Below are 25,194 nucleotides of genomic sequence, written 5' to 3'. Positions count from 1 at the left end.
CACGTCGCCGGCTTTTTTGCGTTGCAGAAGACGCGCCATTAGCCGAAAGCAGAATATATTTATCTGCAACAGTCATTCGCTTCGCACACGTCCTTCAGCTTAGAGTTGAGAATAACAAAGCTGAAAGCTGAAGGGGGGCGCGCATGACGCCAATAGAACCGATAACTTCGTCAGACCGGCGGAGGGGCATCTCGCGCGAGGAACGTCGCGTGATATTCGCATCCTCGCTCGGCACGGTCTTCGAATGGTACGACTTCTATCTCTACGGCTCTCTAGCGACCATCATCGCCGCGCAGTTCTTCTCGCTGAAAGATCCGTCCGGCGCCTTCATCTACAATGAATCCACGCGCAACATCTTCGCGCTGCTGGCGTTCGCAGCCGGCTTCATCGTCCGCCCGTTCGGCGCCATCATCTTCGGCCGCATCGGCGATCTTGTCGGCCGCAAAAATACGTTTCTCGTAACGATCCTGATCATGGGCCTGTCGACGTTCGTCGTCGGCCTGCTGCCGAGCGCGACGTCGATCGGCATTGCCGCTCCGATCATTCTGATCGGGCTGCGTCTGCTGCAGGGCTTGGCGCTCGGCGGCGAGTACGGCGGCGCCGCGACGTATGTCGCCGAGCACGCGCCGTCCGGCCGGCGCGGTATGTATACGAGCTGGATTCAGACGACCGCGACTCTCGGGTTGTTCCTCTCGCTCATCGTTATTCTCGCGGTTCGTACGATCGTCGGCGAGGACGCGTTCAAGGAATGGGGCTGGCGCATTCCGTTCCTGGTTTCGATTCTTCTGCTCGGAATCTCGGTCTGGATTCGTCTGTCGCTATCGGAATCGCCCGCCTTCAAGAAAATGAAGGAGGAGGGCAAGGGCTCCAAGGCGCCGCTGACCGAAAGCTTCTTCCATTATCCGAACAACAAGTATGTGCTGCTGGCGCTGCTCGGCCTCGTCGCCGGTCAGGGCGTCGTCTGGTACACTGGCCAGTTCTACGCGCTGTTCTTCCTGCAGAGCATTCTCAAGGTCGACGGCTATTCGGCGAACCTTCTGATCGCCTGGTCGTTGCTGTTCGGCACGCTGTTCTTCGTGTTCTTTGGCTGGCTGTCGGACAAGATCGGCCGCAAGCCGGTCATCCTCGCAGGCTGCCTGATCGCGGCGCTGACGTACTTCCCGCTCTTCAAGCTTCTCGCCGAGACGGCCAATCCGGCGCTCGCGCATGCGATCGAAACCGTGCAGGTGAAGGTCGTTGCCGATCCGGCCGAATGCGGTTCGCTGTTCAATCCGGTCGGCACGCGCAAGTACACGACCAATTGCGATAAAGCCCGCGACTGGCTGTCGAAGGCATCGGTGAAGTATTCGACCGAGGCAGGCCCCGCCGGTCAACCGGCAAAAGTCGTGATCGGAGACAAGGAAGTTCCGGCCACCGATCTGGAGACGGCCGTCGGCGATCCGAAGGACAAAGTGACTGTCGGCTCGCAAGCGATCAACGAAGCCGGTTATCCGCAGGCGAATGATCCCGGCATCGTGAAGCTGGCCCATCCTTTCGACATCTTCCGCAGTCAGGCGGCGACGGTCGTCGGCATCCTGTTCATCCTGGTGCTCTATGTGACGATGGTGTACGGGCCGATCGCGGCGGCGCTGGTCGAACTATTCCCGACCAAGATCCGCTACACATCGATGTCGCTGCCCTATCACATCGGTAACGGCTGGTTCGGGGGCCTTCTGCCGGCCACAGCATTCGCCATGGTGGCCGCAACGGGCGATATCTACTACGGCCTCTGGTACCCGATCGTCGTCGCCGCGGCGACGGCCGTCATCGGCTTCCTGTTCATTCCGGAAACCAAGGATCGCGACATCCACACGATCTGATGAGCGCCAAGCCGCTGTGTAGGCTCGTGGGACGTACGTTCATGAAAAGGCCGCTTGAATAGCGGCCTTTTTAGTCAGGCGTGTCGCCGCCCATGATCGCGCGCGATGGTGACACGCGGATCGCCCGACATCGCCGGCCCGCTTCCGGCTGGCCGCCGCCGCAACGTCGGCCGGTCGACGTTCGCCCAGCCATAGGCCAGCATCGTCATCATCGCGGACGCGGCGAAGAAATAGACGCCAGGCAGCACGGTCGCTTCCGTATAGCCCGACGAATTGACGTAGAAGATCATGAGCGCCAGCACCATCACGTCGGTCATCGAATAGCGCCCGAGCCACTCCATCGTCGCGATCGAACGCTTGCGGAAGTCCGGCGGCATGTCGTGCGAGGTGATGAGCGTCAGCAGATAGAAAAGCTTGAGGAAGGGAAAGAACACTGACACCGCGAAGACCACGGCCGCGAGAAAATATTCCTCGTTCTCGAACAGCGCGTACATGATCGTCAGGATCGAATGTTCGTTCGTCCAGACGTAGATCGTCGTGAAGCGGATCGTCGGCATGATGATGCCAAGCGCGAAAAAAACCGTCGCGAGAATGATCAGGAAGCTCAGCGCGAAATTCCGCCAGCCGTGCGAGCGCTGGGTCGCCCCGACGTCGGGCTCCGGCAAAACGGGCACGAGTTCCGGCGCCGCCGCCATGCCGTCCGTCCTGATCCAGGCATACGACAGGATCATCAGGATGACGGCCGCCGTGAAGAAGTAGACGCCGTTGAGGCTCGACGCGTCGTAGACGCCCTGGCTCTTGATGAAGAAGATCGTGAGCGCCAGCACGAGCACGTCATGCATCGACCATTTGCCGAGCCATTCGAGCGCCCGCAGCCGCTGATGATGGCGCACGATCTCCGCGGGCGGCAGCGTCGAGACGAGCAGCAGATAAAGCAGCTTCGTGATCGGCAGCAGGATCGAGAATACGACGACGATCAAACCGAGGAACGTCTGCCCGTCGCGCAGCAGAACCTGCACCGTCGAGATCAGCGAATGCTCCGTCGTCCAGAACGTGAAGCTCGTGAGCTTCAAGATCGGCAGCGTGATCCCGAGCGCGAGACAGACGCTGGCCGTCAGGATCGTAAGCGACAGAAAGAACCGTCGTCCGCTTAGCCGCATGGCTGGTCTCGCCGAAAACCGCACCGCCCGGAGATGCTGTTCGAATGCAACAACGGCATTGAGCATAAATTAGGACGGCGGCGCTGTAAGCCGGGGAACATTTCGCGACGGCGGCGCGCGCTCCTCGCAGACCCGCAACTCTGCGCCATGCGTGGTAACTTCGCTTCCACCTGCAGGCCGAACTCCGCTATAGGGGGCGGGAGCATGCGAGGGCGTCATCGGTGAGCTTCCGGGCTTTGAAGAACCTGCGATCCATTCGGCGCGTGGCGAAGGGCGGACGCCTGACGCTGCTCAAATGCGCGACGCTGCTCCTGGCAGCCTGCTCCAGCGAAACCCTGGCGCCGCAGAGCGCGATTTGGAACGGACCGTCAAACGCAAGGACGGTTGCTGCAACTCCGATCGAGACGGGAAGCGCCAGCGCTCGGCGCAGCACCAAAGCCACGGGCGAACGAGGATGGGGCGACTATAGCGGCCGTCGTGGCCAGACCGAGCCGCCCGCCGAAATCGACTACGCCTTCAGGGGTGATCCCAACGCCAGCCCGACTTTCGCGGCCGGTCCGGGGCAAATGTAGCTGCACGGCCAATTCTGGCGGCGTTTCATCGGCTCAAAATCACCCGCCGCTACGGAATCTTCACATCCTGCGTGTTTGCTGCTTCGCGGGTGCGCGAGGGCAGTCGCATGAATCATTTCCAGCCGGCGCGAGTGCGCGATCTGTACGATATCTCGGAAATGACATAACTTGCGATGGTCTCGGCACGTCGTATTTCGCTCACAACCTCGGCAGGCTCTCAATGAGTGGCGATACTGAAACGCGAGCATCGGCAGACGCTGGCGTGCAACAGAAGTCGGCGGTAGCCCGGCTGTTCCGGCCAATGACAGGAATTCCAGCGGCATGCGCATTAGTGGGCGTCCTGACGCTCGCGGCATGCGGTGAAAAAAATGCATTCGTGCCGCCGCCGCCGCCGAAGATCGAAGTCGCCCAGCCATTGAAGAAGACCGTCACGCGCTATCTCGAAGCGACGGGCAACACGGCAGCGGTGAACACGACGACGCTCGTCGCCCGCGTCCAGGGATTCATTCAGGCGATCAAATACAACGACGGCGATCTGGTCAAAGCCGGCGACGTGCTGTTCGTCATCGAACAGAAGCCTTATCAGCTCTCGCTCGAGCAGGCCGAGGCCGGTCAGGCGAGCGCGCAAGCCGACACGAAGAAGGCTGAAGCCGACTACGCGCGTCAGGTCGATCTCGCCGCCAAGAACATCGCGAGCCAGGCGACCCTCGATCAGGCGACAGCCTCCAAGGACGCGGCCATCGCCAAGCAGACTCAGTCCGAGGTCGATATCGAGCAGGCCAAGCTCAACCTCAGCTACACGGAAGTCAAAGCTCCCTTCGACGGGATCGTGACGGCGCGCGAAGTTTCGCTCGGTCAGCTTGTCGGCGCCGGCGGCCCGACGACGCTCGCGACCATCGTGCAGCTCAATCCGATTTACGTGAACTTCGCCATCAGCGAAACCGACGTGCAGGACATCCGCTCCAGCATGCGCGCCCAGGGTCTGACGCGTGAAGACATGAAGAAAATCCCGATCGAGGTCGGCCTGCAAAGCGAGCAGGGCTATCCGCACAAGGGCACGCTTGACTATGCCGCGCCGACGATTACCGCGGCGACCGGCACGCTGCTGGTGCGCGGCGTGCTGCCGAACGAAAATCGCTCGCTTCTACCTGGATATTTCGTGCGCGTGCGCGTTCCGCGCGCCGAACAGCCGAACATGCTTCTCGTGCCGGACCGCGTCGTCGGCAGCGACCAGAGCGGACGCTATGTCCTCGTCGCCAACAAAGACAACGACCTCGAGCAGCGCAAGGTCGTGCTCGGCCAGCAGGTCGGCGACCTCCGCGTCATCGACAAGGGCCTGCAGCCGGATGATCGCGTCGTCATCTCCGGCCTGATGTCGGTCATACCCGGCCAGAAGATCGACCCTGTTGCCAAGACGATCGCGCCGCCAGCGGAAACCGCGCCATGATCTCGAAATTTTTTATCGAGCGTCCCGTCCTCGCGAACGTCATCGCGATTTTGATGGTCGTGATCGGTGCGGTCTCCGTGCTTCGCCTGCCGGTCGCGCAATATCCCAACGTCGTTCCCCCGACCGTCCAGGTGACGACGCGCTATCCGGGCGCCAACGCCCGCACCGTCATCGATACCGTCGCACTGCCGATCGAGCAGCAGGTGAACGGCGTCGAGAACATGATCTACATGCAGTCGTACGCGGCGTCCGACGGCACCTATACGCTGACGGTCACGTTCGATATCGGCACCGACCTCAACAACGCGCAAATTCTCGTGCAGAACCGCGTGTCGGCTGCGATGGCGTCTCTACCGCAATCGGTGCAGGTGCAGGGCGTCGTCGTGCAGAAGAAGTCGACGTCGATCCTGCAGATCGTGACGCTGACCTCGCCGAACAACAAGTTCGACAGCCTCTATCTTAGTAACTACGCGACCATCCGCCTGAAGGACGAGATTTCGCGCCTGCCTGGTGTCGGCAACGTCAACGTCTTCGGCGCTGGCCAGTACTCGATGCGCGTCTGGCTCGATCCGGAGAAAATGCAGGCGCGCAGTCTTAACGCGCAGGACGTCATCAATGCGCTGCAGCAGCAGAGCGAGCAGGTGACGGCCGGACAGATCGGCATGCCGCCCGTGGCAGGCGATCAATCGTTCCAATACACGCTCGACGTTTCGAGCCGCTTCGATGATGCCAGCCAGTTCGCCAATGTCGTCGTCAAGACCGGCACGAACGGCGACCTGACGCGATTGCGCGACGTCGGCCGCGTCGAGCTTGGCGCGCAAACCTATGCGCAGATTTTCAATCTCAATGGCCAGCAGGCCGCCGGTCTTGCGATCTTCCAGACACCGGGCGCCAACGCGCTCGATGTTGCCAAGGAAGTGAATACCAAGATGCAGGCGCTGGCGAAGGAGTTTCCCGAGGGCGTCGAGTACACGATCCCCTTCGACACGACGATCTTCGTCCAGCAGGCCATCGACGAAGTTTATAAAACGCTGTTCGAAGCCGCGATCCTGGTGCTGATCGTCATCCTCGTCTTCCTGCAGGATTGGCGCGCCATGCTCGTGCCCGCGACGACTGTGCCGGTGACGATCATCGGCGCGTTCGCGGCCATGGCGGCGATGGGCTTCTCGATCAACCTGTCGACGCTGTTCGCGATCGTGCTCGCCATCGGCATCGTCGTCGACGACGCGATCGTCGTCGTCGAAGGCGCGGCGCACAATATCGAAAAGGGCATGTCCGGCCACGACGCATCGATCGCCGCAATGAACGCCTTGATGGGCCCGATCATCGGCATCACGCTGGTGCTGATGGCAGTGTTCCTCCCCGCATCGTTCCTGCCGGGGCTCACCGGCCAGATGTACGCGCAGTTCGCGCTCGTGATCGCCGCGACCGCGTTGATCAGCGCCGTCAACGCCGCGACGCTGAAGCCGACGCAGTGCGCCATGTGGCTGCGCCGTCCGGTGCCGCCCGAGCAGCGCAACTTTTTCTATCGCGGCTTCAACGCCGTCTATGATCGCCTCGAAGGCCGCTACACGCGGCTCATCGATAGAATGGTGCATCATAGTGGGCTGATGGCGCTCATCGCCGCCGCCATCATCGGCGGTTCGATCTACGGCATGACGCGCGTCGCGACCGGCTTCCTGCCGATCGAGGATCAGGGCTACTTGCTCGCAGCCGTGCAATTGCCCGACGGCGCCTCTCTCGGGCGCACGCAGAAATCGCTGGATCAGGTGGAAAAGATCGCGCGCGCCGTTCCCGGCGTCGAGCGCGTCATCACGATTGCCGGCATCTCGCCGCTCGACAACAGCGCCTCGCTCGCCAACGCGGGCGTCGCCTACATCATGCTGAAGGACTGGGCTGAACGCGGCAAGGGCGAGGACCTGCTGTCGCTCTATACCGGCCTCAATGCGAAAATGTCGGCCGTCACCGACGGCAGTGTCATGGTGCTGCCGCCGCCGCCCATTCAGGGCATCGGCAATGCCGGCGGCTTCACGATGCAGATCGAGCTGCGCGATGGCAGCTTTGATCTCGGCAAGCTCGAAAATTCGACGAACGCGGTTGTGCAGGCGGCGAGCACGCAGTCGGCCATCCAGCGCGCCTCGACGCCGTTCCGTGCCTCGGCTCCGCAATACAAGGTCACGATCGACCGCGAGAAGGTACAGACGCTGCTGCTGACGACGGATCAGGTCTTCCAGACGCTCGCGACCTATCTCGGTTCGAGCTACGTCGACCAGTTCAACAAGTTCGGTCGCGTCTTCCAGATCTACGTTCAGGGCGATGCCGGATTCCGCATGACACCGGACGAGGTTCTGAACCTCAAGGTTCGCAACCAGAACGGCGACATGGTCCCGCTCGGCACCGTGCTCACGATCACGCCGATCGTCGGGCCGTCGCTGATCAGCCTTTATAACCTCTATCCGTCGGCCTCCATCGTCGGCGTTCCGGCGAAGGGATTCTCCTCCGGCGACACGATGCAGCTGATGGACGACATCGCAGCGAAAACGCTGCCGCCCGGCGTCGGCTCGTCGTGGACGGCGCTGTCGTTCCAGGAAAAGCTCGTCGGCGGCCAGATCTATTACGTCTTCGCGCTGGCGATGCTGCTCGTCTATCTCGTGCTCGCCGGACAATATGAGAGCTGGTACACGCCGCTCGCGGTGCTGTTCGCCGTGCCGTTGTCGCTGATCGGTCCCGTCGGCGTCATGCTCGGGCTGAGGATCGACAACAACCTCTACGTCCAGATCGGCCTCGTGCTGCTCATCGCGCTTTCTGCGAAGAACGCCATTCTGATCGTCGAAGTCGCGCGCGAGCTTCGCGCCGAAGGCAAGTCCATCATGGACTCGGCCGTCGAAGCGGCGAGGGCCCGGTTCCGGCCGATCCTGATGACGTCGTTCGCGTTCATTCTCGGCGTCGCGCCGCTTGTGCTCGCGACAGGCGCCGGCGCATCGGCGCGAAAGTCGATCGGTATCACCGTGTTCAGCGGCATGATCGCTTCGACCTGCCTCGCGGTGATCTTCGTGCCGTCGATGTTCGTCGTTATTCAGCGCTTCGAGGAATGGCGGAAATCGCGCAAGGGCAAAGCAGCGCCCGCCGCTGTCGCTCCGCCGCACGCTTGAGGCGGCAGGAAACCGGACAACAAAAAAGGCGGACCGGAAACGGCCCGCCTTATTTCTTTGCGCTGAACGCTTGAAGCGTCAGGCGTGATGATGCGCGTGCGGGATGCCCTTCGAGCAGATCAGATCGTGCAGCTCACCGGCCGAATACATCTCGCGCATGATATCGCAGCCGCCGACGAATTCGCCCTTGACGTAAAGCTGCGGAATGGTCGGCCAGTTCGAGAACGACTTGATGCCGTCGCGGACGCCCTGATCGTCGAGCACGTTCACATCCTTAAACTGCACGCCGAGATGCTCGAGAATCTTCACGGCCGTCGCCGAGAATCCGCACTGCGGAAACTGCTTCGAGCCTTTCATGAACAGCACGACATCGTTGCTGGCGATGGTATCGGCGATTTTTTGCTGGACGGGATCAGAGGCCATGACGTTGGTTCCTAATGTTCGGGACAGCCAATCTCGGCGCCCTTTGAAGCGAGATGTGGGCGAGACGCCCGGCGAAGTCAATCAGCCGACACTGCGGTTGTGAGTTGCAGGGCATGGAGCACATCGCCCATGCGCCCGCCGAGCGCGTCGTAGACCATCTGGTGCTGCTGGACGCGGCTTTTGCCTTTGAACGCCGCGGATACGACGTGGGCGGCCCAGTGGTCGTTGTCACCGGCAAGGTCCCGAAGTTCAATTTGGGCATCGGGAAATCGGGCTTTGATCAGCCGCTCGATCTCAGGGGCGGGCATCGGCATTCGCAGTCTCCGGAAGATAGCTGTTTGCGCTTAGACGCGGTCACGGAATCTATGCCGTGTCGCATCAGCGGAGGCAAGGGTGATGATAAGAGTTTCTGATCAAATTCTCACGCGATTGCGATTGGACGTTATCGGCCGAAGGGCTTACGTTGATGGTCATGGAGCGGAAGCTCTTGCAGTCTGATGGAGGACATCATGAAGACCTGGACAAAGCCTGCCGTTCGCGAGCAGGAAGTCGGCCTCGAAGTTACCTCGTACCTTCCGGCCGAGATCGACCTCATCTAAGGACGATCATCTCCGAATTTGACGCGGTGGCAGTTTCTGCCACCGCGTTTTTTTATTGCCTGAGAACATGAGCCGCTATCAGGCGGCAAACGCTCTCTCCCGATATTGCGCGCCCTGCAGGCTACTGCTCGCAATTGAGCGTGAGCTTGACCCACGGCAAATCAAGCTTGCATTTTCCCGACTTCGTTTTCGTGAATACTTTGCCCATGCCGAGGTCATTGAGCTTGTCTCCAAGCTCGGAGGGCGTCACTTCATCCGCTGATGCAGTCTCTTCGTTTTGCTGCGAAGGCTTAGGCTTGGCGTCGTTCGTCGCGGCAGGCGGCTCGCCTTTCGGTTTCGCAGCTTCGTTCGCATTGGGGCTCGATTGCGGCGCAGGCTTATCGCTTACCGCCGGCCCTGCATCGGATTTATCCGCAGGCGTGATCGACGGCGCAGGGGCCGGAGCAGGCGGCGGCGTGACGACCGCAACCTTCGAATCGGAGTCAGGCTTCGTCTCGGCAGGCTGTCCGGACTTCGCTTCGATCTCAGTATCCGGCTGACCGCAGAGCTGCAGATCGGCAGGCGCGCGCGTCCAGATCATCGTCTTCGACAGGAAGCGCATGCCGGCATAACCCGTGACGCGCAGCGTGCCGTTGGCGAGCGGTTTCAGCTCGACATTATATTTGCGGCCCTTCTCCGGCGAATAGATCCAGCCGTTGTCCCAAAGCCCGCCCCCCGTCGGCACGACGTTGCCGATGATCTGCTTGCCGCAACCTTTCGCGTCGCCGGTGTCCTTCACCCACACGACGTTGCCGCAAAGCGCGTTGCCGCACGCCTTGATCTCGATGGCGCCGCGGCCGGTGTCGTTGATCCAGATGCCTGTCGGATCGGCAGCGGAAGCAGCGCTTACAGACACGATCGGCAGCAGGCTCGAAACGGCAAATGCGGATGCGATGATTTCAACTCGGCGCATGACACGATCCTTCTATGGTGTTCCGATTGCTATGGTTGCTCTCGCCTGAGGGCGCTGTTTCGGAAGGAACAGGTGCGAAGCGCGATGGCGCCTTGGTCCGCACGAAGAGCGTTAAGGAAGCGCTCCTGATTGATCGAAGAAAAATTTCGAATGAATTTCGTGACGGGTGAAACGAACGCAAATCACTCGCCGTAGACACCCCTGTGAGTTCGGGGACGACATTCGAGTGCTCCCTTTCATCTCACGCCGACGATTTTCAACTTAGTTCATACGGAGACGTTCCATGATGAAGCCATTTCTGGCAGCGACGATGCTTGTCCTGTCGACATCAATCGCATTTGCCGATGACAACGGCAGCATTACGGCAAAAGCCATGCACGACCATCCCGGCACGATGGGCGGAAATACCGCAAATGCCACGGCAAAACCCGATTCCGGCAGCCTTACCGAGCGCCAGATGCAAAATCAGCCCGGCGTAAACAGCGATACCAAAGGCATGACGGCAACGCCGAATGCCAAACCGGACAGCGGTTCAATTTCCAGCAAGGAAATGATGGACAATCCCGGCGCGCGTAAGTGACGCAAGACCTACTCGGATAGAGCCATCAATTTCGAAACATCGATCAAGAGGAAGCGCAGGCGCGTTCCCTCTTGATCTTAACGCAGTTCATTTCATTTGAAGTAGCGGCGCGATCTATCGCACGCCGAGAAGTTCGACTTCGAACAGCAGCGTCGCGTTCGGCGGGATGACGCTGCCCGCGCCGCGTGCGCCATATCCAAGTGCGGGCGGAATGATCAGCGTGCGCTTGCCGCCGATCTTCATCGACGCGACGCCTTCGTCCCAGCCCTTGATCACGCGGCCCATGCCAAGCGGAAATTCAAACGGCTGCCCGCGATCGACAGACGAGTCGAACTTCGCGCCCTTCTTGCCGTCCTGATAGAGCCAGCCCGTGTAGTGCATGATGCAGGTCTGGCCGGCAGCGGGCGCGGCGCCCGAGCCGACGACGGTATCTTCAAACTGCAGGCCGGACGATGTCGTGGTCATTTGCGATCCTTGTGTTTGTGCGAGTGCGGATGAATTGGTCAGAAGACTTGCGCCGGCTGCAAGTGCTGCTGCCATGATGACAATGGTTGTCAATCGACGCATGGCGGTTCCTTTTGTTTTCGCGTGAAGGACTGATCTTTAACTTCAGCCGCCCATCAGCTTCGGCAGAAATCCTTCGTTCGCGGTGCGAAGCTCGGACAGCGGCAGCGCCGTTTCACCTGTGAGGCTGATTGCGTCGCCACCGACACGGCCGACGATGCGCGCCGGAAGCTCAAGCAGGCGCGCGCGCTCCAGAACTTCCTCGGCCTTCTGCGGCGTCACTTCGACGACGTAGCGGCCCTGATCCTCGCCGAACCAGACGGCGTGCGTCGGCAGCTTGCCCTCGTAAGCGTAAAGCTCGATGCCCATGCCGGACGCATCGCGAGACAGACCGTTCTTGCCGCCCGCAAGGGCCATTTCGGCAATCGCAACGATGAGCCCACCGTCGGCGCAATCGTGCACGGCGAGCGCGCGGCCTTCACGGATCAGCGCGCGAATGAGACGCCCGGCTTTGACTTCCGCTTCGAGATCGACCGGCGGCGGCGCGCCTTCGAACTTGCCCGTCGCGTGCTGCTGGTAGAGCGATTGCCCGAGATGGCCTTCCTCGCGGCCGATGACGATCAGCACGTTGCCTTCGGTCTTCAGGCGAATGTCGGCGAGCTTCGAGGAATCGGGAATGAGCCCGACGCCGCCGATCGCCGGTGTCGGCGGAATGCCGACGCCGTTCGTTTCGTTGTAAAGCGAGACGTTGCCCGAGACGACCGGATAGTCGAGCACGCGGCACGCTTCGCCCATGCCGCGCACGCTGGCGACGAACTGGCCCATGACCTCGGGCCGTTCCGGATTGGCGAAGTTCATGTTGTCGGTGATCGCAAGCGGATCGGCGCCCGTTGCCGTCAGGTTGCGCCAGGTCTCGACGACGGCCTGCTTCGTGCCTTCTTCCGGATCGGCGGTGACGTAGCGAGGCGTCACATCGCACGCGACCGCGAGCGCTTTCTGAGTGCCGTGCACGCGCACGACGCCCGCGTCGCCGCCAGGACGGCCGACGGTGTCACCCATCACCATGTGATCGTACTGTTCCCAGATCCAGCGGCGCGACGCGAGGTGATGTCCGCTCATCAACTCCTTCAGCGTACCGAGGATCGAGTTCGGCGCCGGCACCCATTCGGGCAAAATCTTCGCGGGCTTTTTGGGCTCAGTGTACGGACGCTCGTACATCGGCGCGGAATTCGCGAGCACCGGCACGGGGAGGTCGGCCTCGACGTGCCCCTTGTGCTTGATGATCATGCGCTGCGTATCGGTCGTGTGACCGATGACGGCGAAGTCGAGGCCCCATTTCGCGAAGATCGCTTTCGCGTCCGCTTCACGCTCGGGCTTCAGGATCATCAGCATGCGTTCCTGGCTTTCCGAGAGCATCATCTCGTAAGCCGTCATGCCGGTCTCGCGCTGAGGCACGAGGTCGAGATCGAGTTCGATGCCGACGCCGCCCTTGTCCGCCATCTCCGAAGTCGACGAAGTGAGGCCCGCCGCGCCCATGTCCTGGATGGCAATGATCGAGTCCGTCGCCATCAGTTCGAGGCAGGCTTCGATCAGCAGCTTCTCGGTGAACGGATCGCCGACCTGAACTGTGGGGCGTTTCTCGTCCGACTTTTCATCGAATTCCGCCGACGCCATCGTCGCGCCGTGGATGCCGTCGCGTCCCGTCTTCGAACCGACGTAGACGACGGGCAGGCCGACGCCCTTGGCGGCGGAATAGAAAATCTTGTCCGTCTTCGCGAGTCCGACGCACATGGCGTTGACGAGAATGTTGTTGTCGTAGCCCGTGTCGAAATTCGTCTCGCCGCCGATCGTCGGAACGCCGGTGCAGTTGCCGTAGTGCGCGATGCCCGCAACGACGCCTGAGACGAGATGCCGGGTCTTCGGATGATCGGGCGCGCCGAAGCGTAGCGCGTTCATGTTGGCGACAGGCCGCGCGCCCATCGTGAACACGTCGCGCATGATGCCGCCGACGCCCGTCGCCGCGCCTTGGAATGGCTCGATGTAGGACGGGTGATTATGCGATTCCATCTTGAAGACGACCGCATCGCCGTCGCCGAGATCGACGACGCCCGCGTTCTCGCCCGGTCCCTGGATGACCTTCGCGCCCGATGTCGGCAGCGTCTTGAGCCATACGCGCGAGGATTTGTACGAGCAGTGCTCGCTCCACATGACCGAGAAAATGCCAAGCTCGCAGATCGACGGCTCGCGGCCGAGAATTTCTAGGAGCCGCTGGTATTCGTCCGGCTTCAAGCCGTGCTCGGCAACGATCTCGGGCGTGATTTTTCGCGTCGTCGTCTCTGTCATCAGGATCTCGTAGGGCGCTGGAATTGGGTCCGCTTATATGGTCTTGAGCAGCGTTTGTCGCCCTTCCGGCCGTGCACCCCCAACGGCCAAACGTCGCTCTCTTGGTTGGCGCCGGGCGACTCCCCTGCGGGGAGCCGGCCGCCCGGCGCGAGGCTGCGAGCATGCTCCGGCAGGTTGGACGTTGATTCCCCCGCGGCTCCTCCGACGTCATGGCCGCGCAGGTGGCCATCCACGACCAATCCCAGGAAAAGTTTCATTCCCGCCGCTGCGGCGGAGCATGAGTGCTCGGAAGACGGAGACGAACGTCGCGTGGATGGCGGCCTGCGCGGCCATGACGAAACCGGACGCGATCTCAGACCGAACTCCGCAAGCATGTCGTCTTGAGCCTGCGACCGCGCGCAACCGCATTGATCTGCGACTACCCGCAAAGGCTGTGACGCATATGCCCTACCCGGTTGGGCTGTGACGGTTCCGCGCTGCACAATCGGCATTACCGCGTTGCAATAATATGGATTTTCTACCGGAGGTCAGAGGCTTATCTCTGTAACCAGCGCAGACGTCACGCCCAGACAATCGTGCGCGGGCTTGAACTCGGCGCTCTTGGACAGTGGAGATCCTGTCATGACGACTTTCGCAAAACTCGCAAGCGTTGCGCTTATTTCTGGTTTGGCCATGCTCTCCGGAGCCGCAGGAGCATCGGCGGATCAGCCGGCTGCCTATCATGTCAAACCCCTGAAAGGCATCACATTCGCGGTCGGTTCGAAGCGCGCGGTTGGTTATTACACGAGCGACGATCATGCCTGCCGCCTGACGCTGTTGCTGTCGGACGCCTACTCGGGCGACGAGAAATCGTTTTCTGAGCCGGTCCGCGTCAACCTGACGATCGCAGAAGGCGCTTCTGGCAGCGTCGATGCGCTCGACGGTTCGGCCGTGTTCCGCTGCGCAAAGGGCGCCGGTTCGCTGACGATGCAACTCGTGCAGAAAATCGCTTATAACGCATCTGCGAAATAACGCTGATTTTAGCTCGCGCTTGCAACACGTGAATATCGGGAAGGGAGCCCACGCTTCCTTCCTTTTTTATTTTGATTTAACGATTGAAATTATTAACAAAATTAAGGCTTAAAAGCTGTCTCTTGGGGGTTGCGAGCCGCGCAGAGCAGGCAGCCAAACGCCGCACTGGCGCAATCGCACTGCATCATATATCTACAGTGTAGAACGAAGCGGCCCGGGGGCTCTATCCCGGGAACTGGCGGGCACTGACGCAAGCCGGTTAGCTGAACAAAGGTGACTTATGAAGGCCCTCGTTGTTGCTGTGCTCAATGCGTTGACGTCCGCTCCGGTGGATGTCCGATCCAGCCAGCAGCGCGGGAATGCCCGCTAAACAGCGGCGCATTCGACTGCACGGAGAAGGGGCACTCAGCCCCTTTTTTGTTGCCTGAAGCGCTGACTTATTTGCGAAGAGCATTCGGCCCGATAGAATGGCGCGTGGGCACCGTCCCGCTTCATCTCAACATTGGAGCACACCATTGAGCCGGCACCGTCCGGACGAATGGCGGCGTCTCCGCAAGCGAGTCGATGCGATGGATAACAGCGCCGATCACGGTGTCCGCTTCGGGCGGATTGCAGCCATGCTGCCGGTCAAGGACATCAGCAAGGCCTACGAATTCTATTCGAAGGTCTTGGGCTTCAGGAAAACCTTCGAGAACGGCAGTCCCGTCGGCTTCATGATTTTGAAGCGCGACGCCGCCGAAGTGCATTTGACACTACAGCCGCGCTACGAAGCCGCCGATTTCAACGTCGCGCATTTGATGGTCAGCGACGTCGACGCCCTGCACGACATCTGTCAGAAGGCGGGCCTCAGGATCATCAAAGGTTTGAAGGACAAGGATTACGGCCTGCGTGCGTTCGTCTTCGAGGACCCCGACGGCAATCGCATCGACGTCGGCCAACCTATTTGAAAGTCTATTTGAGCCTAAGCCAACTGCGGACGGATGCGCGCGCATCCGTCCGTGTCCGTTTGGAAGCGTTACGCCGAAAGCCAACCGCGCGACAGCACCGGGGCGGAGTTCACGTCGTTGAACACGAACTTCGGTTTGAATCTCGGCGCAGACGCCATAGCGATCAGCTGCTTCACGGATAATTCACGCAGGCTCTCGGACAGCTGCAACTGCAATTTTTTCAACCGCATGAGGCGCACGGAGCGCGGCGCAGCCGAGCTTTCCTCGCGCTCGATCAGCTGACGAATTTCCCCAGAACGCTCAAGCAGGGTGACGAAACGACGGGACATTGATTCCTCCGGTCGGAAAGTTGGAGGTATGTCCGGTGTTGAACTCAATACAGCACCGGGCACACCCGATGCGGTCCGACATCGCAGCGCCATCATTGGCTCTGCCAGAGGGGCCCGGCCCCGCAATCCCTAGACATCTAAGGTCGTTTCGCCCGCCGACAAGGGGTCAACGAAAATGCCCCGGAAAGATCACAATTGCGGTTGGCCCAGCACCGGATGGGTCGCTTCCAACCACCAACCCGCGTAGATGGCCGCCTTCGCGGCCATGACGGTAACGGTGATGGTGGCGCTTCAGCCGCTCAGTCGAGATCGAGCGAGATCGAGACGGTTACCCTTTTCGTCATGGCCGCGCAGGCGGCCATCCACGACAAGCCCGTAGGAACCTTCGAATAAGTCGTCGCCGCTCTCGCCTGATTGGTGATTGAAATGCGCACGCACTACATTCTGCACCAACGCGTGGAGGAATAGGGGTGTGGGGCAGCGGCGCACGCGGCCATCCACGACAAGCGCGATGCAAGAATTCTATAAACCCGACGCAGCGATACCGCTCAACGTCGGTCAGCCGATGTGATCAAGCTGCCGCTTCGAGCGTCGACAGCAGAATGCTCTCGAACACGCGCCGGCCATCGGTGCCGCCGAGCGCCGACTCATAGAGGCGTTCGGGATGGGGCATCATGCCGAGCACGCGGCCCGTTTCGTTGACGATGCCAGCGATGTTGCGCTGGGCGCCGTTCGGGCACGTTTCGGATGAAACAGCGCCCGCCGCATCCGAATACCGGAATGCGACGCGGCCTTCGCCTTCGAGCCGGTCGAGCGTCTCGCTATTCGCGAAGTAGTTGCCCTCGCCGTGCGCGATCGGAACCTTGATGACCTCGCCCTTGCGATAGCACTTGGTGAAGAACGTCTGATCGTTCTCGACCTTCAGGAACACGTCGCGGCAGATGAAGTTGAGCGATGCGTTGCGCATCAGCGCGCCGGGAAGCAGTCCGGACTCGCACAGGATTTGAAAGCCATTGCAGATGCCGATGACCGGCGTTCCCGCGTTCGCCTTGGCGACGACGTCCTTCATGATCGGCGAGTGTGCGGCCATCGCGCCGCAGCGCAGATAGTCGCCATAGGAGAACCCGCCCGGCAGCACGATCACATCGGACGAGGGGACGCTCGCATCACCATGCCAGACCATCTTCGGCGCGAAACCGGTGATCCGCTCGATCGCCGTTTTGACGTCGCGATCGCAGTTCGAACCCGGAAAGACGATAACGGAAGCACGGAGCATGGCGGCCTCTAAATGGACGGCGGAATTAGGTGACAAGTGTGAGGCATCGAATACCCGCAATCTCGGACTGGACGCAACGACCGTATCCCCGCACCCAGCATGACGCCCCGGAAAATCCGCCTAGCCCTTCACCCCACCCCCGACCCCTCCCCGTCAAGGGGAGGGGAGAAGCGGGTCGAAGGTCATCGCGGCTGCATTCCCTCTCCCCGTCCTTTACGGGGAGAGGGTTAGGGTGAGGGGCAGCCTAGCGCCCCAATTGCCACGCGCCTCTCCGGTGCAATCCGAAGATTGAAGCCCACCAATTCCCCTCCCCCTTGCGGGGAGGGGTTAGGGGTGGGGGTAATGACACAAGCGTTGATGTAGCTGAGAGACTGGATTCGTTTGCGAGTGGGAAAGGCGGCGCTCCCCTGCTGAAATCCGCCTTGGCCCTCTTCACCCCACCCCCAACCCCTCCCCGTCAAGGGGAGGGGAGAAGTGAGGGGATCATCGCAGGTGCATTCCCTCTCCCCGTCCTTCACGGGGAGAGGGTTAGGGTGAGGGGCAGCCAGATCTGCGAAGGGCAGCTAGGGCACTATGCAAGCCTTGGCACAGCCGGTTCGCCCGTCGTTTGCTTCACAAACTGGAAAATCGGCGTCGTCGAGCGCGGCGATGCACGTCGCGTGGCTGATCGCGATCTCCCCGCCAAGCGGGAAGAATTAGGGATGGAAGGAAGTTCTGCCCCGTTACGGCATCGGCGAAAGCGGAGAGCGTTCGCGCTTCTGGCGCTCGACGTCGTCGCGCGACGCGTTCGTCAAGCGCGTGTCTTCGACCTTGAGCGCCGCCATCAGAGCATCGAACTGCGCCCGATCGCCATAGCCGCACGCCTTGCTCTGCGACGTCCACACACCGGTCACCTGCTTCACGAACTTTCGCAGAGTGACCGCCGGATGCGCCGGCTCGCCGGGCTGCGTGAACCTGATCTCGACGCGCCACACGTCGGGATTGGCGACTGTCACGACATCCCGGCCCTCAACCCTCTCACGCTGTGCGCCAGGCAACCACGATAGCTGGTTATGAAGAGCTTCGAAGCCCACGCTGCAATCGAGGTCGGGCGCCAGCACCGGTTCCGCGCCCGCCGAACCGGAGCGGAGTCCAGATGCGGCAGCGATCGTGGCGATGGCCAGCGCAATGGCTCGCCCGGCCCGCATCAGGGCGCGATCTCGTAGCTGTAATTCTCGATGACCATGTTCGCGAGCAGGTCCTTGCACATCCGCTCGACGATGGCGCGCGCCTTGTCGGGGTCGCTCTCGGCCAGATCGACCTCGACGTACTTGCCTTGGCGGACGTCACTGACGCCGGAAATCCCGAGGCCCTTGACGGCACCCTCGATGGCTTTGCCCTGCGGATCGAGGACGCCGTTCTTCAAAGTGATCTTGATGCGGGCTTTCATGCTCAGCTCTAGGAATTTGGTTTCAGGGATTAGGGAATAGCATCCCTAATCCCAAGTCCCTAATCCCTCAATTGGGTTTGCCGTTGATGGGGTTCGACGTGACGAGCACCGGACCTGCGCCGCGCGGACGCGGATTTTCCGTCAGCACGCCGAGACGGCGCGCGACTTCCTGATAGGCCTCGAGCACGCCGCCGAGATCGCGGCGGAAACGATCCTTGTCGAGCTTGTCGCCCGATTGGGCATCCCACAACCGGCAGCAATCCGGGCTGATCTCGTCAGCAAGCACGATGCGGACCTGCTCGTTATCGTAAAGCCGGCCGAACTCGACCTTGAAGTCGACGAGGCGGATGCCGATGCCGAGGAAAAGCCCGACGAGGAAGTCGTTGACCCGCAGCGCCAGCTGCATGATCTCGTCGATCTCCTGGGGCGTCGCCCAGCCGAACGCCGTGATGTGCTCTTCCGATACCATCGGATCGTTGAGCTCATCCTTCTTGTAGTAGAATTCAACGATCGAGCGGGGAAGCTGCGCACCTTCCTCGAGGCCGAGGCGCGTCGCGAGTGAACCCGCCGCGATGTTGCGCACCACGACTTCGAGCGGAACGATCTCGACTTCGCGGATCAGCTGCTCGCGCATGTTCAAACGCTTGATGAAGTGCGTCGGCACGCCGATCTCACCGAGTTTCGCGAAGATGTACTCGGAGATACGATTGTTGAGCACGCCTTTGCCTTCAATCAGCGCGTGTTTCTTCGCGTTGAAAGCAGTTGCGTCGTCTTTGAAATGTTGGATGAGCGTTCCCGGCTCGGGACCCTCATAGAGGACCTTGGCTTTGCCCTCGTAGATGCGCCGACGCTTGTTCATTCCTGGACCTCTGAGGATCAACAGCTTGCACTCACTCATGCTTAGATAAGATTTCTATCAACGCACACACACTCGGACGCGGACGCCTTGATTTTCCAACCTGTTTTCTGCATGTCGGGGTAAGGAGCCGCGCGCCTTTTCACGCTCGAAAGCCTAGCCGGGAGACTAGCCGAACGCCAGGGGCGGCACAATCTAGACCATGAGCCGCAGCACTTTTCGGAGGGCTTTGGCCAAGCCATTGATTTCGCTCGCACCGCCGATTAATCCTGGTGAAGAGCGGATGCAACGGGAACATTACCACTACGCGCCCAGCGGGCGCCTCGTGACACTACAACCTAAAGTCGTGAGCCGGACTACCAGACAAGCGCCAAGGAGATACGACCAGATGACCACGTTCAATGAACGCGAGCAGGGCTTCGAGAAGAAGTTCGCTCTCGATTCGGAGCTGAAATTCAAAGCCGAGAGTCGCCGCAACAAGGCCGTTGCCGAATGGGCCGGCGCGAAGCTCGGCCTCAACGATGAGCAGCTTCACAACTACATCAAGGAAGTTCGCAAGGCCGATCTCGCGGAAGCCGGCGACGATGACGTGTTCCGCAAACTGAAAGGCGATTTCGCCGCGAAGGGCGTCGCGATCGACGATGCGGAAATCCGCTCCGTGATGGCGAGCGCGCTCGCCCAAGCCGTGACCGATCTCGAGTCGAAGGGCTGAGCGTTTCTGCGCTCCCTTACCGCGCTGCCTCGTTCGAAGGGCGAGCGATTATCATCATCCTCGGGCTCGTCCCGGGGATGATTTTTTTGCGCCCCTTGCTCGAGCCTCGTCAGAGCTTGGCTGCAGCTAGCTGTGAGGCTCGACGCGTCGCGCCTGCCGTCACCATGCCTTAACGTCATGGCCGCGCAGGCGGCGATGACGTTGGGACTGGAAACCTCAAGCGCGCTTCCGCACACCTAATCCCTAAAACCCAATCCCAAATCCCTAAAACCTAGTCCCTCGCTCAATCAACCGAGCGTCTTCAAAAACTGCCCGAACTGCAGCAGGCCTTCGGGCCAAGGCCCATGACCGGACGTGATGTTGATGTGTCCGCTCTCACCGGCGTCGCTCAGCGTCGCGCCCCATGCCTTCGCAAAATGTTCGGCGCGTGCGTAGCTGCAATAGAGATCGTTGTTGGCGACGACGAGATGCGCTGGGAAGGGCAACCGGCGTTCCGGCATTGTCTCGAATCCGCGCGGCCCCTTGTCTGGAGGCCAGCGTCTGCCTCCCGTGTCGGGCCAGTAGTGCGCGTAGTCGACGTCGGCGGGCGCCACGAGAAACGCGCCGATGACGCCGCTGCGCTTCAGCTTGTCGGCCGCGAAGATGAGCGCAGGCACCCCGAGCGAATGCGCGACCGCGACGACCGGCTGCGTCGCGCCGCTCGCGAATTTCGCCATGCGGTCGCCCCACGCTTCGACGTCCGGATTGTCCCAGTCTTCCTGGATCACCCTACGCGCGGTTTTGAGGTTGCGCTCCCAGCGGGATTGCCAATGGTCGGGACCTGAATTCTGCCAGCCCGGCACGAGGAGAATGTCGATTTCAGATGTTTTCATCGGCGACGTGCTTAGCCGACGCCTCGTGCGGAGAAAAGCCTCCAGGCGCGGTTTGACGGCCTCAAGCGGGAACCGGACGCGTCAGGTCGCGTTGCTCAGGGCATCGAACCCCCGGCCGCCCCAGGAGAACCCAATGAAAATCGAGAACCTCGAAGACCTGTTCAATCACACGCTTGAAGACATCTATTACGCCGAGAACAAGCTGGTGAAAGCGCTTCCGAAAATGGCGAAGGCTTGCGACTCCTCTGCGTTGGCGAAGGCATTCATGGGCCATTGCGAGGAAACCAAGGAACACATCACCCGGCTCGACGAAGTCTTCAAAGCCATGGGTCGTAAGTCGAAGGCGACAGAGTGTCCGGCCATCAAGGGCATCCTTGAGGAGGGCGAAGAGCTGATGTCGGAAATCAAGGACCCGGACACACGCGATGCCGCGATGATCGCCGCTGGCCAGGCTGCGGAGCACTACGAAATTACGCGCTACGGCACGCTCGTCTCCTGGGCGAAGCTGCTTGGCCACAAGGACGTCGCGACGATCCTCGAAAAGACACTGAAAGAGGAATACGGCGCCGACGACAAGCTGACCAAGCTCGCCGAAAGCCGCCTCAACAAGGAAGCGGCATAACTTTCAAACTCACAGCGGCGGCGCGACGGGATCGGAGACGAGATACACTTTGTAGATCGCTCCTGTCGCGCTGCCGTTCGTGCGAGTGAGGCTGCCGAGCGCGGTCACAGTCCGGAATTTCGATTTGAGCAAGTCGACGTCCACGCGCCGGTCGAGTTCGACGTAAAGCGCTGGCTTCCGCAGAATGTCCGAAGACAAAGGCGGCAGAAATTCATAGCGAATACGCTGATCGAGCTGCGCAACGTCGCTCTTGCCCTTGAGCGCGAACGCCAGTTGTCCTGTCGAAGCGTAGCTCGACGTCGCGACCCAACCTGCTCCCGCTTCAATGCGTTTCTTCTCGACAGCGTCGCCAAGCTCCGTCCATCCGTACATCTGCTCGGTTGGAGCTTTCATCTGCGCGGCTGCCGCGATGGGATGAAGCGCATCGGCGTAGATTGCGGCGGTTACGAAAAAGCCCAACCCAAGCGCCGTCGTGAATACGGCTGAATGTCGTCGCTCCGGAGTGATCGCACCAATCGCCAGCGCCGCGCAGATGGCAAGCGGCGGGTAGAGCGGGGCAGGCCAGTTGCCTTGAACGCGGTCATGCAGCGCGTGAACGGCGAAATACGTCAGCATCGGCAGCACGGCTGCGGCGAGCAGGATGTCGTTGCTCCGGCGATGCCGAATGGCGGATCGCACCACTTGGACGAGCCCGATAGCTGCGAGAACTGCGATGACAGGGCTCACCAGCGCCAGGAGCGTTCCGAGGAATTCAACGAAGTAGAGCGGTCCGCTGAGCGTGCCGCTATGGCCGACGCGTCCGAACTGTTTGGTGAACGACGCCCAGTCGTGTTCGGCGTTCCACACGATGACGGGAAGCGTTGCGAGCATCGCGATAACGCCGCCGATCCAGAGCTGCGGCGCCCGGAACCAGCGGCGATTTTCAGGCGATGCGATAAGCCAGATCGCGATCGTCGCGCCCAGAAACAGGTTCGTATATTTCGACAGAAGGCCAAGGCCCGCGAACGCGCCGATCGCAAGCCACCAGTTCGCGTTCTTCGAGTGATCGAGTTCCGCGAGCGCCCACAGCACGAGCCCGGCAAACAGCACCGACGGCAGGTCGGGCGTCACGAGAATGCCGCCGATCGCGAGCAGAGGCATGGCGAGCAAAAGCCAGACGGCGACTCGCGCTGTTTCACGCCCGTAGAGCAGGAACGCCGTCCGCCACAGCAGAACGGCGCCGAGCAAGTGACACAACGGTGCGATGAAGCGCACGCCGAAGGTCGTGTCGCCGATCAGCACGCGGCCTATTGCGATCATCCACGCAATCATCGGCGGATGATCGTAGTAGGAGAGCGACGGCGCCAGCGACCAGAGCCGGTAATAGGCTTCATCATCGACGAAACCCGTTGCCGCCGCCATCACGAGACGGAGCGCGAACAACGCGATCGCCGCGACGATCAGAATGACATCGGCGCGATCGACGCGCGGAATTTCCGCCGTAGCAATGACAGGCGGTGCGTCTGGCAGATCGCGCACTATTTTCTCCACGTCAGCATGGAACTGACGGCATAGTTGAAGACGGCTGCCATCACCGCGCCCGCAATACCGGCGCGCCACCAGCTGGCATCACGCAGATAGATCAGCTCGGCGACGCCGACGTTCGCGAGCGTGCCGATGCTGCAGACGAGATAGAACGTCAGCAGGCCCTTGAAAACGGCAGAACCCGTCAACCGGCGGTCGCGGAACGTCAGCGCGTTGTTGAGGAAGAAATTCGACGTCATCGCAACCAGCGCGGCGATGAACTGCGCGGCGTTGAACGGGATGTGCGTCGTGGTCAGAACGGACCGGAGCGTCGCAAGGTGCACGACAAGGCCGGTTGCGCCGACGAGCGCAAACAGGAAGAAGCGCGGCGAGATCGTGTTGCCCGAAAGCTTCGACAAGAGCAGCCCGAGGAAATCGGCTATCACGAGCGCGTCGAGCTTCGACGTCCCGAGCTGACGCGGCCGGAATTGATAGGGCATCTCTACGATTTTGAGACTTTCCGGAGCCGATGCCAGAATGTCGAGCAGCAGTTTGAATCCGCCCGTCGCGAGGTTCGGCGCGATGCCGTCGATGGCATCCCGGCGGATCATAAAAAATCCGCTCATCGGATCGCTGACGTTCGTCTTGAGCAGCAAGTTCGACACGCGCGTGGCCAACGTGCTGGCGTTGCGCCTGAGTGTTGAGAAGCCGCCTTGCGCGTCGCCCGATTGCGCGTAGCGCGTCGCAATGACGAGATCGGCGTTTCCGGTTTCGATGGCGCCGAGCATCTTCGGCAGCAGCGCTTCGTCATGCTGCAGATCGGCGTCGATGACGGCAACGATATCGGCGGCGGATGCCATCATGCCCTCGATGACCGCGCCCGCAAGGCCACGACGGCCGACACGCCGGATCACGCGCACGCGTCCGTCGCGTTCGCCGAGAGACCTGACGGCCGCGACTGTGCCGTCGGGACTGTCATCGTCGACGAAAATGATTTCCCACGCGATGTCGCCGAGCGCGCGTTCGATCGCGGCAACCGTCGGCGCGACGTTCTCCGCTTCGCGATACGTCGGCACGATGATCGAAACGCGCGGCCGCGCCTGAGCCGCCGCTCGGCCGTGCAGAAAGTCTCTCGGTTGAGCGGCGATAATCGCATTCATCGGTCGTGGTCTTTCAGTCGAGTCCCCGGCATGTATGCATGCCCGGGAGCGCAATGGACAGCAGGCTGATCAGTTGAGCGGCGTCGGCGGTTTGGCCTAGGCCGGGGCTTCATGCTGTTCGGCGAGATCGGAGGCCCGGATCGTGTCGAAAAGAAGCTGCAAGCTGGCAGCCGTCAGCGCCATCAGGACGCCCGCGAATATAACGTCGGATAGGAAATGCCCGCCTTGCGCGATACGCGTCAGACCGGCGATGCTGCCGAGAACAATGCCGAGCAAAATCAAGCGTCGACCGTGCCGCCGCAGCAAAAACGCCGCCGCGAAAAATACGATGTAAATCGCCGAGGCTTCGCCCGAGACGAATGAGCAGTTCCGGCCGCATTGGTCGGACGGCGGAAATACCGGCGTGAACGTCTTCGCGCCACCGAACTCGATGACGTCGCGCGGCCGCGCGCGGCCCCAATGGTCCTTGAAGCCGATGTTGGTGACGACGAGCGGCCCAATGATCAGACAGAGCGTCAGAAACAGCCACTTATTGAAAGCAAACCCGAGACAGCTTCTCGATGGCCGGCCCGCAACGACAAGTCCGACGACCGTCGCCGCGCAGATGAAATAAAATGCAAAGCTGAAGCCGTCGCGGACGGCCCAGACCAGCGGCGAGGTAATGCCGGCGAAGCGGCTGTTGCCTTCGTAAAAGGCTTGCGCAACGGCCATGTCGAGGCCGGGCAACAATTGAAACAGCAGAAAGGCAATGGCTCCGGTTGCCAAAGCAGCCTTGATCATCGCGTGAGCGGAAACCCCTGGCCGCTCATCCGCGCCATCGACGTCCCAATGGCGTTTCGGTCCGAAACTGACTTCCGGCGACCACATCGCGAACAACCCCACAGCC

Annotated in this window: 26 protein-coding genes; 10 read left to right on the top strand and 16 right to left on the bottom strand. The window is 61.3% G+C overall.

What is annotated here, in order from left to right; all coding sequences use genetic code 11:
• Positions 1–143: 143 nt before the first annotated feature.
• A complete protein-coding gene (locus HDEN_RS10440) occupies positions 144–1,859 on the top strand; it encodes an MFS transporter (RefSeq protein WP_013216075.1) in 1,716 nt (571 codons plus the stop codon).
• 74 nt (positions 1,860–1,933) lie between these two features.
• On the opposite strand, the gene HDEN_RS10435 is transcribed toward HDEN_RS10440, so the two are convergent.
• On the bottom strand, positions 1,934–3,019 hold the full coding sequence (locus HDEN_RS10435; protein WP_013216074.1) for a paraquat-inducible protein A: 1,086 nt from the start codon (positions 3,017–3,019) through the stop codon (positions 1,934–1,936).
• 221 nt (positions 3,020–3,240) lie between these two features.
• Here HDEN_RS10435 and HDEN_RS10430 point away from each other — a divergent pair, with 221 nt between their 5' ends.
• The 3 genes from HDEN_RS10430 (at position 3,241) to HDEN_RS10420 (ending at position 8,190) form a co-directional block, all read left to right on the top strand.
• On the top strand, positions 3,241–3,591 hold the full coding sequence (locus tag HDEN_RS10430) for a hypothetical protein (RefSeq protein ID WP_013216073.1): 351 nt from the start codon (positions 3,241–3,243) through the stop codon (positions 3,589–3,591).
• A 220-nt stretch (positions 3,592–3,811) separates the two neighbouring features.
• The gene (locus tag HDEN_RS10425; RefSeq protein ID WP_013216072.1) at positions 3,812–5,038 is read left to right on the top strand and encodes an efflux RND transporter periplasmic adaptor subunit; all 1,227 of its coding nucleotides are present in this window, start codon (positions 3,812–3,814) and stop codon (positions 5,036–5,038) included.
• Positions 5,035–8,190 (top strand): efflux RND transporter permease subunit, encoded by a 3,156-nt coding sequence (locus HDEN_RS10420; RefSeq protein WP_013216071.1) that lies wholly within the window; start codon positions 5,035–5,037, stop codon positions 8,188–8,190. The genes HDEN_RS10425 and HDEN_RS10420 overlap by 4 nt, the downstream gene beginning before the upstream one ends.
• Positions 8,191–8,268: 78 nt before the next feature.
• On the opposite strand, the gene grxD is transcribed toward HDEN_RS10420, so the two are convergent.
• A complete protein-coding gene (gene grxD / locus HDEN_RS10415; RefSeq protein WP_013216070.1) occupies positions 8,269–8,613 on the bottom strand; it encodes a Grx4 family monothiol glutaredoxin in 345 nt (114 codons plus the stop codon).
• A gap of 77 nt (positions 8,614–8,690) precedes the next feature.
• Complete coding sequence (locus tag HDEN_RS10410; protein WP_013216069.1) at positions 8,691–8,927, bottom strand: BolA/IbaG family iron-sulfur metabolism protein; 237 nt, start codon at positions 8,925–8,927, stop codon at positions 8,691–8,693.
• A 195-nt stretch (positions 8,928–9,122) separates the two neighbouring features.
• Here HDEN_RS10410 and pqqA point away from each other — a divergent pair, with 195 nt between their 5' ends.
• On the top strand, positions 9,123–9,212 hold the full coding sequence (gene pqqA, locus HDEN_RS10405; RefSeq protein WP_015598411.1) for a pyrroloquinoline quinone precursor peptide PqqA: 90 nt from the start codon (positions 9,123–9,125) through the stop codon (positions 9,210–9,212).
• A 121-nt stretch (positions 9,213–9,333) separates the two neighbouring features.
• Here the strand turns inward: pqqA and HDEN_RS10400 are convergent, their stop codons facing one another.
• Entirely contained in the window at positions 9,334–10,164 is an 831-nt protein-coding gene (locus HDEN_RS10400; RefSeq protein ID WP_013216067.1) for a DUF2147 domain-containing protein, read from the bottom strand.
• Between the two features lie 310 nt (positions 10,165–10,474).
• On the opposite strand from HDEN_RS10400, the gene HDEN_RS10395 reads away from it, so the two are divergent.
• On the top strand, positions 10,475–10,744 hold the full coding sequence (locus HDEN_RS10395) for a hypothetical protein (protein WP_245256614.1): 270 nt from the start codon (positions 10,475–10,477) through the stop codon (positions 10,742–10,744).
• 114 nt (positions 10,745–10,858) lie between these two features.
• On the opposite strand, the gene HDEN_RS10390 is transcribed toward HDEN_RS10395, so the two are convergent.
• Positions 10,859–11,311, bottom strand: coding sequence for an FKBP-type peptidyl-prolyl cis-trans isomerase (locus tag HDEN_RS10390; protein ID WP_013216065.1), 453 nt, complete (start codon positions 11,309–11,311; stop codon positions 10,859–10,861).
• Positions 11,312–11,353: 42 nt separating this feature from the next.
• A complete protein-coding gene (purL, locus tag HDEN_RS10385; RefSeq protein WP_013216064.1) occupies positions 11,354–13,591 on the bottom strand; it encodes a phosphoribosylformylglycinamidine synthase subunit PurL in 2,238 nt (745 codons plus the stop codon).
• A 621-nt stretch (positions 13,592–14,212) separates the two neighbouring features.
• Here purL and HDEN_RS10380 point away from each other — a divergent pair.
• Positions 14,213–14,602, top strand: a complete 390-nt coding sequence (locus HDEN_RS10380) for a hypothetical protein (protein ID WP_013216063.1) — start codon at positions 14,213–14,215, stop codon at positions 14,600–14,602.
• 569 nt (positions 14,603–15,171) lie between these two features.
• On the top strand, positions 15,172–15,549 hold the full coding sequence (locus HDEN_RS10375; RefSeq protein WP_013216062.1) for a glyoxalase superfamily protein: 378 nt from the start codon (positions 15,172–15,174) through the stop codon (positions 15,547–15,549).
• Positions 15,550–15,617: 68 nt separating this feature from the next.
• Here the strand turns inward: HDEN_RS10375 and HDEN_RS10370 are convergent, their stop codons facing one another.
• From HDEN_RS10370 to purC, 6 genes are all read right to left on the bottom strand, one after another.
• Entirely contained in the window at positions 15,618–15,974 is a 357-nt protein-coding gene (locus tag HDEN_RS10370) for a hypothetical protein (RefSeq protein WP_245256613.1), read from the bottom strand.
• Positions 15,975–16,177: 203 nt separating this feature from the next.
• Entirely contained in the window at positions 16,178–16,312 is a 135-nt protein-coding gene (locus HDEN_RS18560) for a hypothetical protein (RefSeq protein ID WP_280642159.1), read from the bottom strand.
• 137 nt (positions 16,313–16,449) lie between these two features.
• Positions 16,450–17,154: a phosphoribosylformylglycinamidine synthase subunit PurQ gene (gene purQ / locus HDEN_RS10365; protein WP_013216060.1), complete on the bottom strand. Its 705-nt coding sequence runs from the start codon at positions 17,152–17,154 to the stop codon at positions 16,450–16,452.
• 722 nt (positions 17,155–17,876) lie between these two features.
• Positions 17,877–18,341, bottom strand: coding sequence for a hypothetical protein (locus HDEN_RS10360; protein ID WP_013216059.1), 465 nt, complete (start codon positions 18,339–18,341; stop codon positions 17,877–17,879).
• A complete protein-coding gene (purS, locus tag HDEN_RS10355) occupies positions 18,341–18,583 on the bottom strand; it encodes a phosphoribosylformylglycinamidine synthase subunit PurS (protein ID WP_013216058.1) in 243 nt (80 codons plus the stop codon). The genes HDEN_RS10360 and purS overlap by 1 nt, the downstream gene beginning before the upstream one ends.
• Positions 18,584–18,650: 67 nt before the next feature.
• A complete protein-coding gene (gene purC / locus HDEN_RS10350; protein ID WP_013216057.1) occupies positions 18,651–19,442 on the bottom strand; it encodes a phosphoribosylaminoimidazolesuccinocarboxamide synthase in 792 nt (263 codons plus the stop codon).
• A 385-nt stretch (positions 19,443–19,827) separates the two neighbouring features.
• Between purC and HDEN_RS10345 the strand changes: the two genes are divergently transcribed.
• Positions 19,828–20,151, top strand: coding sequence for a DUF1476 domain-containing protein (locus tag HDEN_RS10345; RefSeq protein WP_013216056.1), 324 nt, complete (start codon positions 19,828–19,830; stop codon positions 20,149–20,151).
• Between the two features lie 287 nt (positions 20,152–20,438).
• On the opposite strand, the gene HDEN_RS10340 is transcribed toward HDEN_RS10345, so the two are convergent.
• Positions 20,439–21,023 carry an RBBP9/YdeN family alpha/beta hydrolase gene (locus HDEN_RS10340; protein WP_013216055.1) on the bottom strand — a complete coding sequence of 195 codons (585 nt, stop codon included), beginning with the start codon at positions 21,021–21,023 and terminating at the stop codon, positions 20,439–20,441.
• Positions 21,024–21,156: 133 nt separating this feature from the next.
• Between HDEN_RS10340 and HDEN_RS10335 the strand changes: the two genes are divergently transcribed.
• Positions 21,157–21,645, top strand: coding sequence for a YciE/YciF ferroxidase family protein (locus HDEN_RS10335; protein ID WP_013216054.1), 489 nt, complete (start codon positions 21,157–21,159; stop codon positions 21,643–21,645).
• 9 nt (positions 21,646–21,654) lie between these two features.
• On the opposite strand, the gene HDEN_RS10330 is transcribed toward HDEN_RS10335, so the two are convergent.
• The 3 genes from HDEN_RS10330 to HDEN_RS10320 all read right to left on the bottom strand — a co-directional run bounded on the left by HDEN_RS10330 (position 21,655) and on the right by HDEN_RS10320 (position 25,175).
• Positions 21,655–23,163, bottom strand: coding sequence for an ArnT family glycosyltransferase (locus HDEN_RS10330; RefSeq protein ID WP_013216053.1), 1,509 nt, complete (start codon positions 23,161–23,163; stop codon positions 21,655–21,657).
• Positions 23,163–24,308 (bottom strand): glycosyltransferase, encoded by a 1,146-nt coding sequence (locus tag HDEN_RS10325; RefSeq protein WP_013216052.1) that lies wholly within the window; start codon positions 24,306–24,308, stop codon positions 23,163–23,165. Before HDEN_RS10325 ends, HDEN_RS10330 begins: the two co-directional genes overlap by 1 nt.
• 96 nt (positions 24,309–24,404) lie before the next feature.
• Positions 24,405–25,175, bottom strand: a complete 771-nt coding sequence (locus tag HDEN_RS10320; protein ID WP_013216051.1) for a phosphatase PAP2 family protein — start codon at positions 25,173–25,175, stop codon at positions 24,405–24,407.
• Between the last annotated feature and the right edge of the window lie 19 nt (positions 25,176–25,194).

Source organism: Hyphomicrobium denitrificans ATCC 51888, from assembly GCF_000143145.1.
Taxonomy (GTDB): Bacteria; Pseudomonadota; Alphaproteobacteria; order Rhizobiales; family Hyphomicrobiaceae; genus Hyphomicrobium_B; species Hyphomicrobium_B denitrificans.
This window is presented reverse-complemented; position numbering and strand designations above follow the sequence as displayed.

Excerpts from the sequence above, each read along its gene's own strand:
- HDEN_RS10370 (WP_245256613.1), bottom strand. The coding sequence starts at position 15,974 with ATGATGGCGCTGCGATGTCGGACCGCATCGGGTGTGCCCGGTGCTGTA.
- HDEN_RS10390 (WP_013216065.1), bottom strand. The coding sequence starts at position 11,311 with ATGCGTCGATTGACAACCATTGTCATCATGGCAGCAGCACTTGCAGCC.
- purC (WP_013216057.1), bottom strand. The coding sequence starts at position 19,442 with ATGAACAAGCGTCGGCGCATCTACGAGGGCAAAGCCAAGGTCCTCTAT.
- HDEN_RS10440 (WP_013216075.1), top strand. The coding sequence starts at position 144 with ATGACGCCAATAGAACCGATAACTTCGTCAGACCGGCGGAGGGGCATC.
- HDEN_RS10320 (WP_013216051.1), bottom strand. The coding sequence starts at position 25,175 with ATGTGGTCGCCGGAAGTCAGTTTCGGACCGAAACGCCATTGGGACGTC.
- HDEN_RS10435 (WP_013216074.1), bottom strand. The coding sequence starts at position 3,019 with ATGCGGCTAAGCGGACGACGGTTCTTTCTGTCGCTTACGATCCTGACG.
- HDEN_RS10410 (WP_013216069.1), bottom strand. The coding sequence starts at position 8,927 with ATGCCGATGCCCGCCCCTGAGATCGAGCGGCTGATCAAAGCCCGATTT.
- purL (WP_013216064.1), bottom strand. The coding sequence starts at position 13,591 with ATGACAGAGACGACGACGCGAAAAATCACGCCCGAGATCGTTGCCGAG.
- HDEN_RS10425 (WP_013216072.1), top strand. The coding sequence starts at position 3,812 with ATGAGTGGCGATACTGAAACGCGAGCATCGGCAGACGCTGGCGTGCAA.
- grxD (WP_013216070.1), bottom strand. The coding sequence starts at position 8,613 with ATGGCCTCTGATCCCGTCCAGCAAAAAATCGCCGATACCATCGCCAGC.
- HDEN_RS10325 (WP_013216052.1), bottom strand. The coding sequence starts at position 24,308 with ATGAATGCGATTATCGCCGCTCAACCGAGAGACTTTCTGCACGGCCGA.
- pqqA (WP_015598411.1), top strand. The coding sequence starts at position 9,123 with ATGAAGACCTGGACAAAGCCTGCCGTTCGCGAGCAGGAAGTCGGCCTC.
- HDEN_RS10420 (WP_013216071.1), top strand. The coding sequence starts at position 5,035 with ATGATCTCGAAATTTTTTATCGAGCGTCCCGTCCTCGCGAACGTCATC.
- HDEN_RS10375 (WP_013216062.1), top strand. The coding sequence starts at position 15,172 with ATGGATAACAGCGCCGATCACGGTGTCCGCTTCGGGCGGATTGCAGCC.
- HDEN_RS10335 (WP_013216054.1), top strand. The coding sequence starts at position 21,157 with ATGAAAATCGAGAACCTCGAAGACCTGTTCAATCACACGCTTGAAGAC.
- purQ (WP_013216060.1), bottom strand. The coding sequence starts at position 17,154 with ATGCTCCGTGCTTCCGTTATCGTCTTTCCGGGTTCGAACTGCGATCGC.
- HDEN_RS10340 (WP_013216055.1), bottom strand. The coding sequence starts at position 21,023 with ATGAAAACATCTGAAATCGACATTCTCCTCGTGCCGGGCTGGCAGAAT.
- HDEN_RS10345 (WP_013216056.1), top strand. The coding sequence starts at position 19,828 with ATGACCACGTTCAATGAACGCGAGCAGGGCTTCGAGAAGAAGTTCGCT.
- HDEN_RS10360 (WP_013216059.1), bottom strand. The coding sequence starts at position 18,341 with ATGCGGGCCGGGCGAGCCATTGCGCTGGCCATCGCCACGATCGCTGCC.
- purS (WP_013216058.1), bottom strand. The coding sequence starts at position 18,583 with ATGAAAGCCCGCATCAAGATCACTTTGAAGAACGGCGTCCTCGATCCG.
- HDEN_RS10395 (WP_245256614.1), top strand. The coding sequence starts at position 10,475 with ATGCTTGTCCTGTCGACATCAATCGCATTTGCCGATGACAACGGCAGC.
- HDEN_RS10400 (WP_013216067.1), bottom strand. The coding sequence starts at position 10,164 with ATGCGCCGAGTTGAAATCATCGCATCCGCATTTGCCGTTTCGAGCCTG.
- HDEN_RS10380 (WP_013216063.1), top strand. The coding sequence starts at position 14,213 with ATGACGACTTTCGCAAAACTCGCAAGCGTTGCGCTTATTTCTGGTTTG.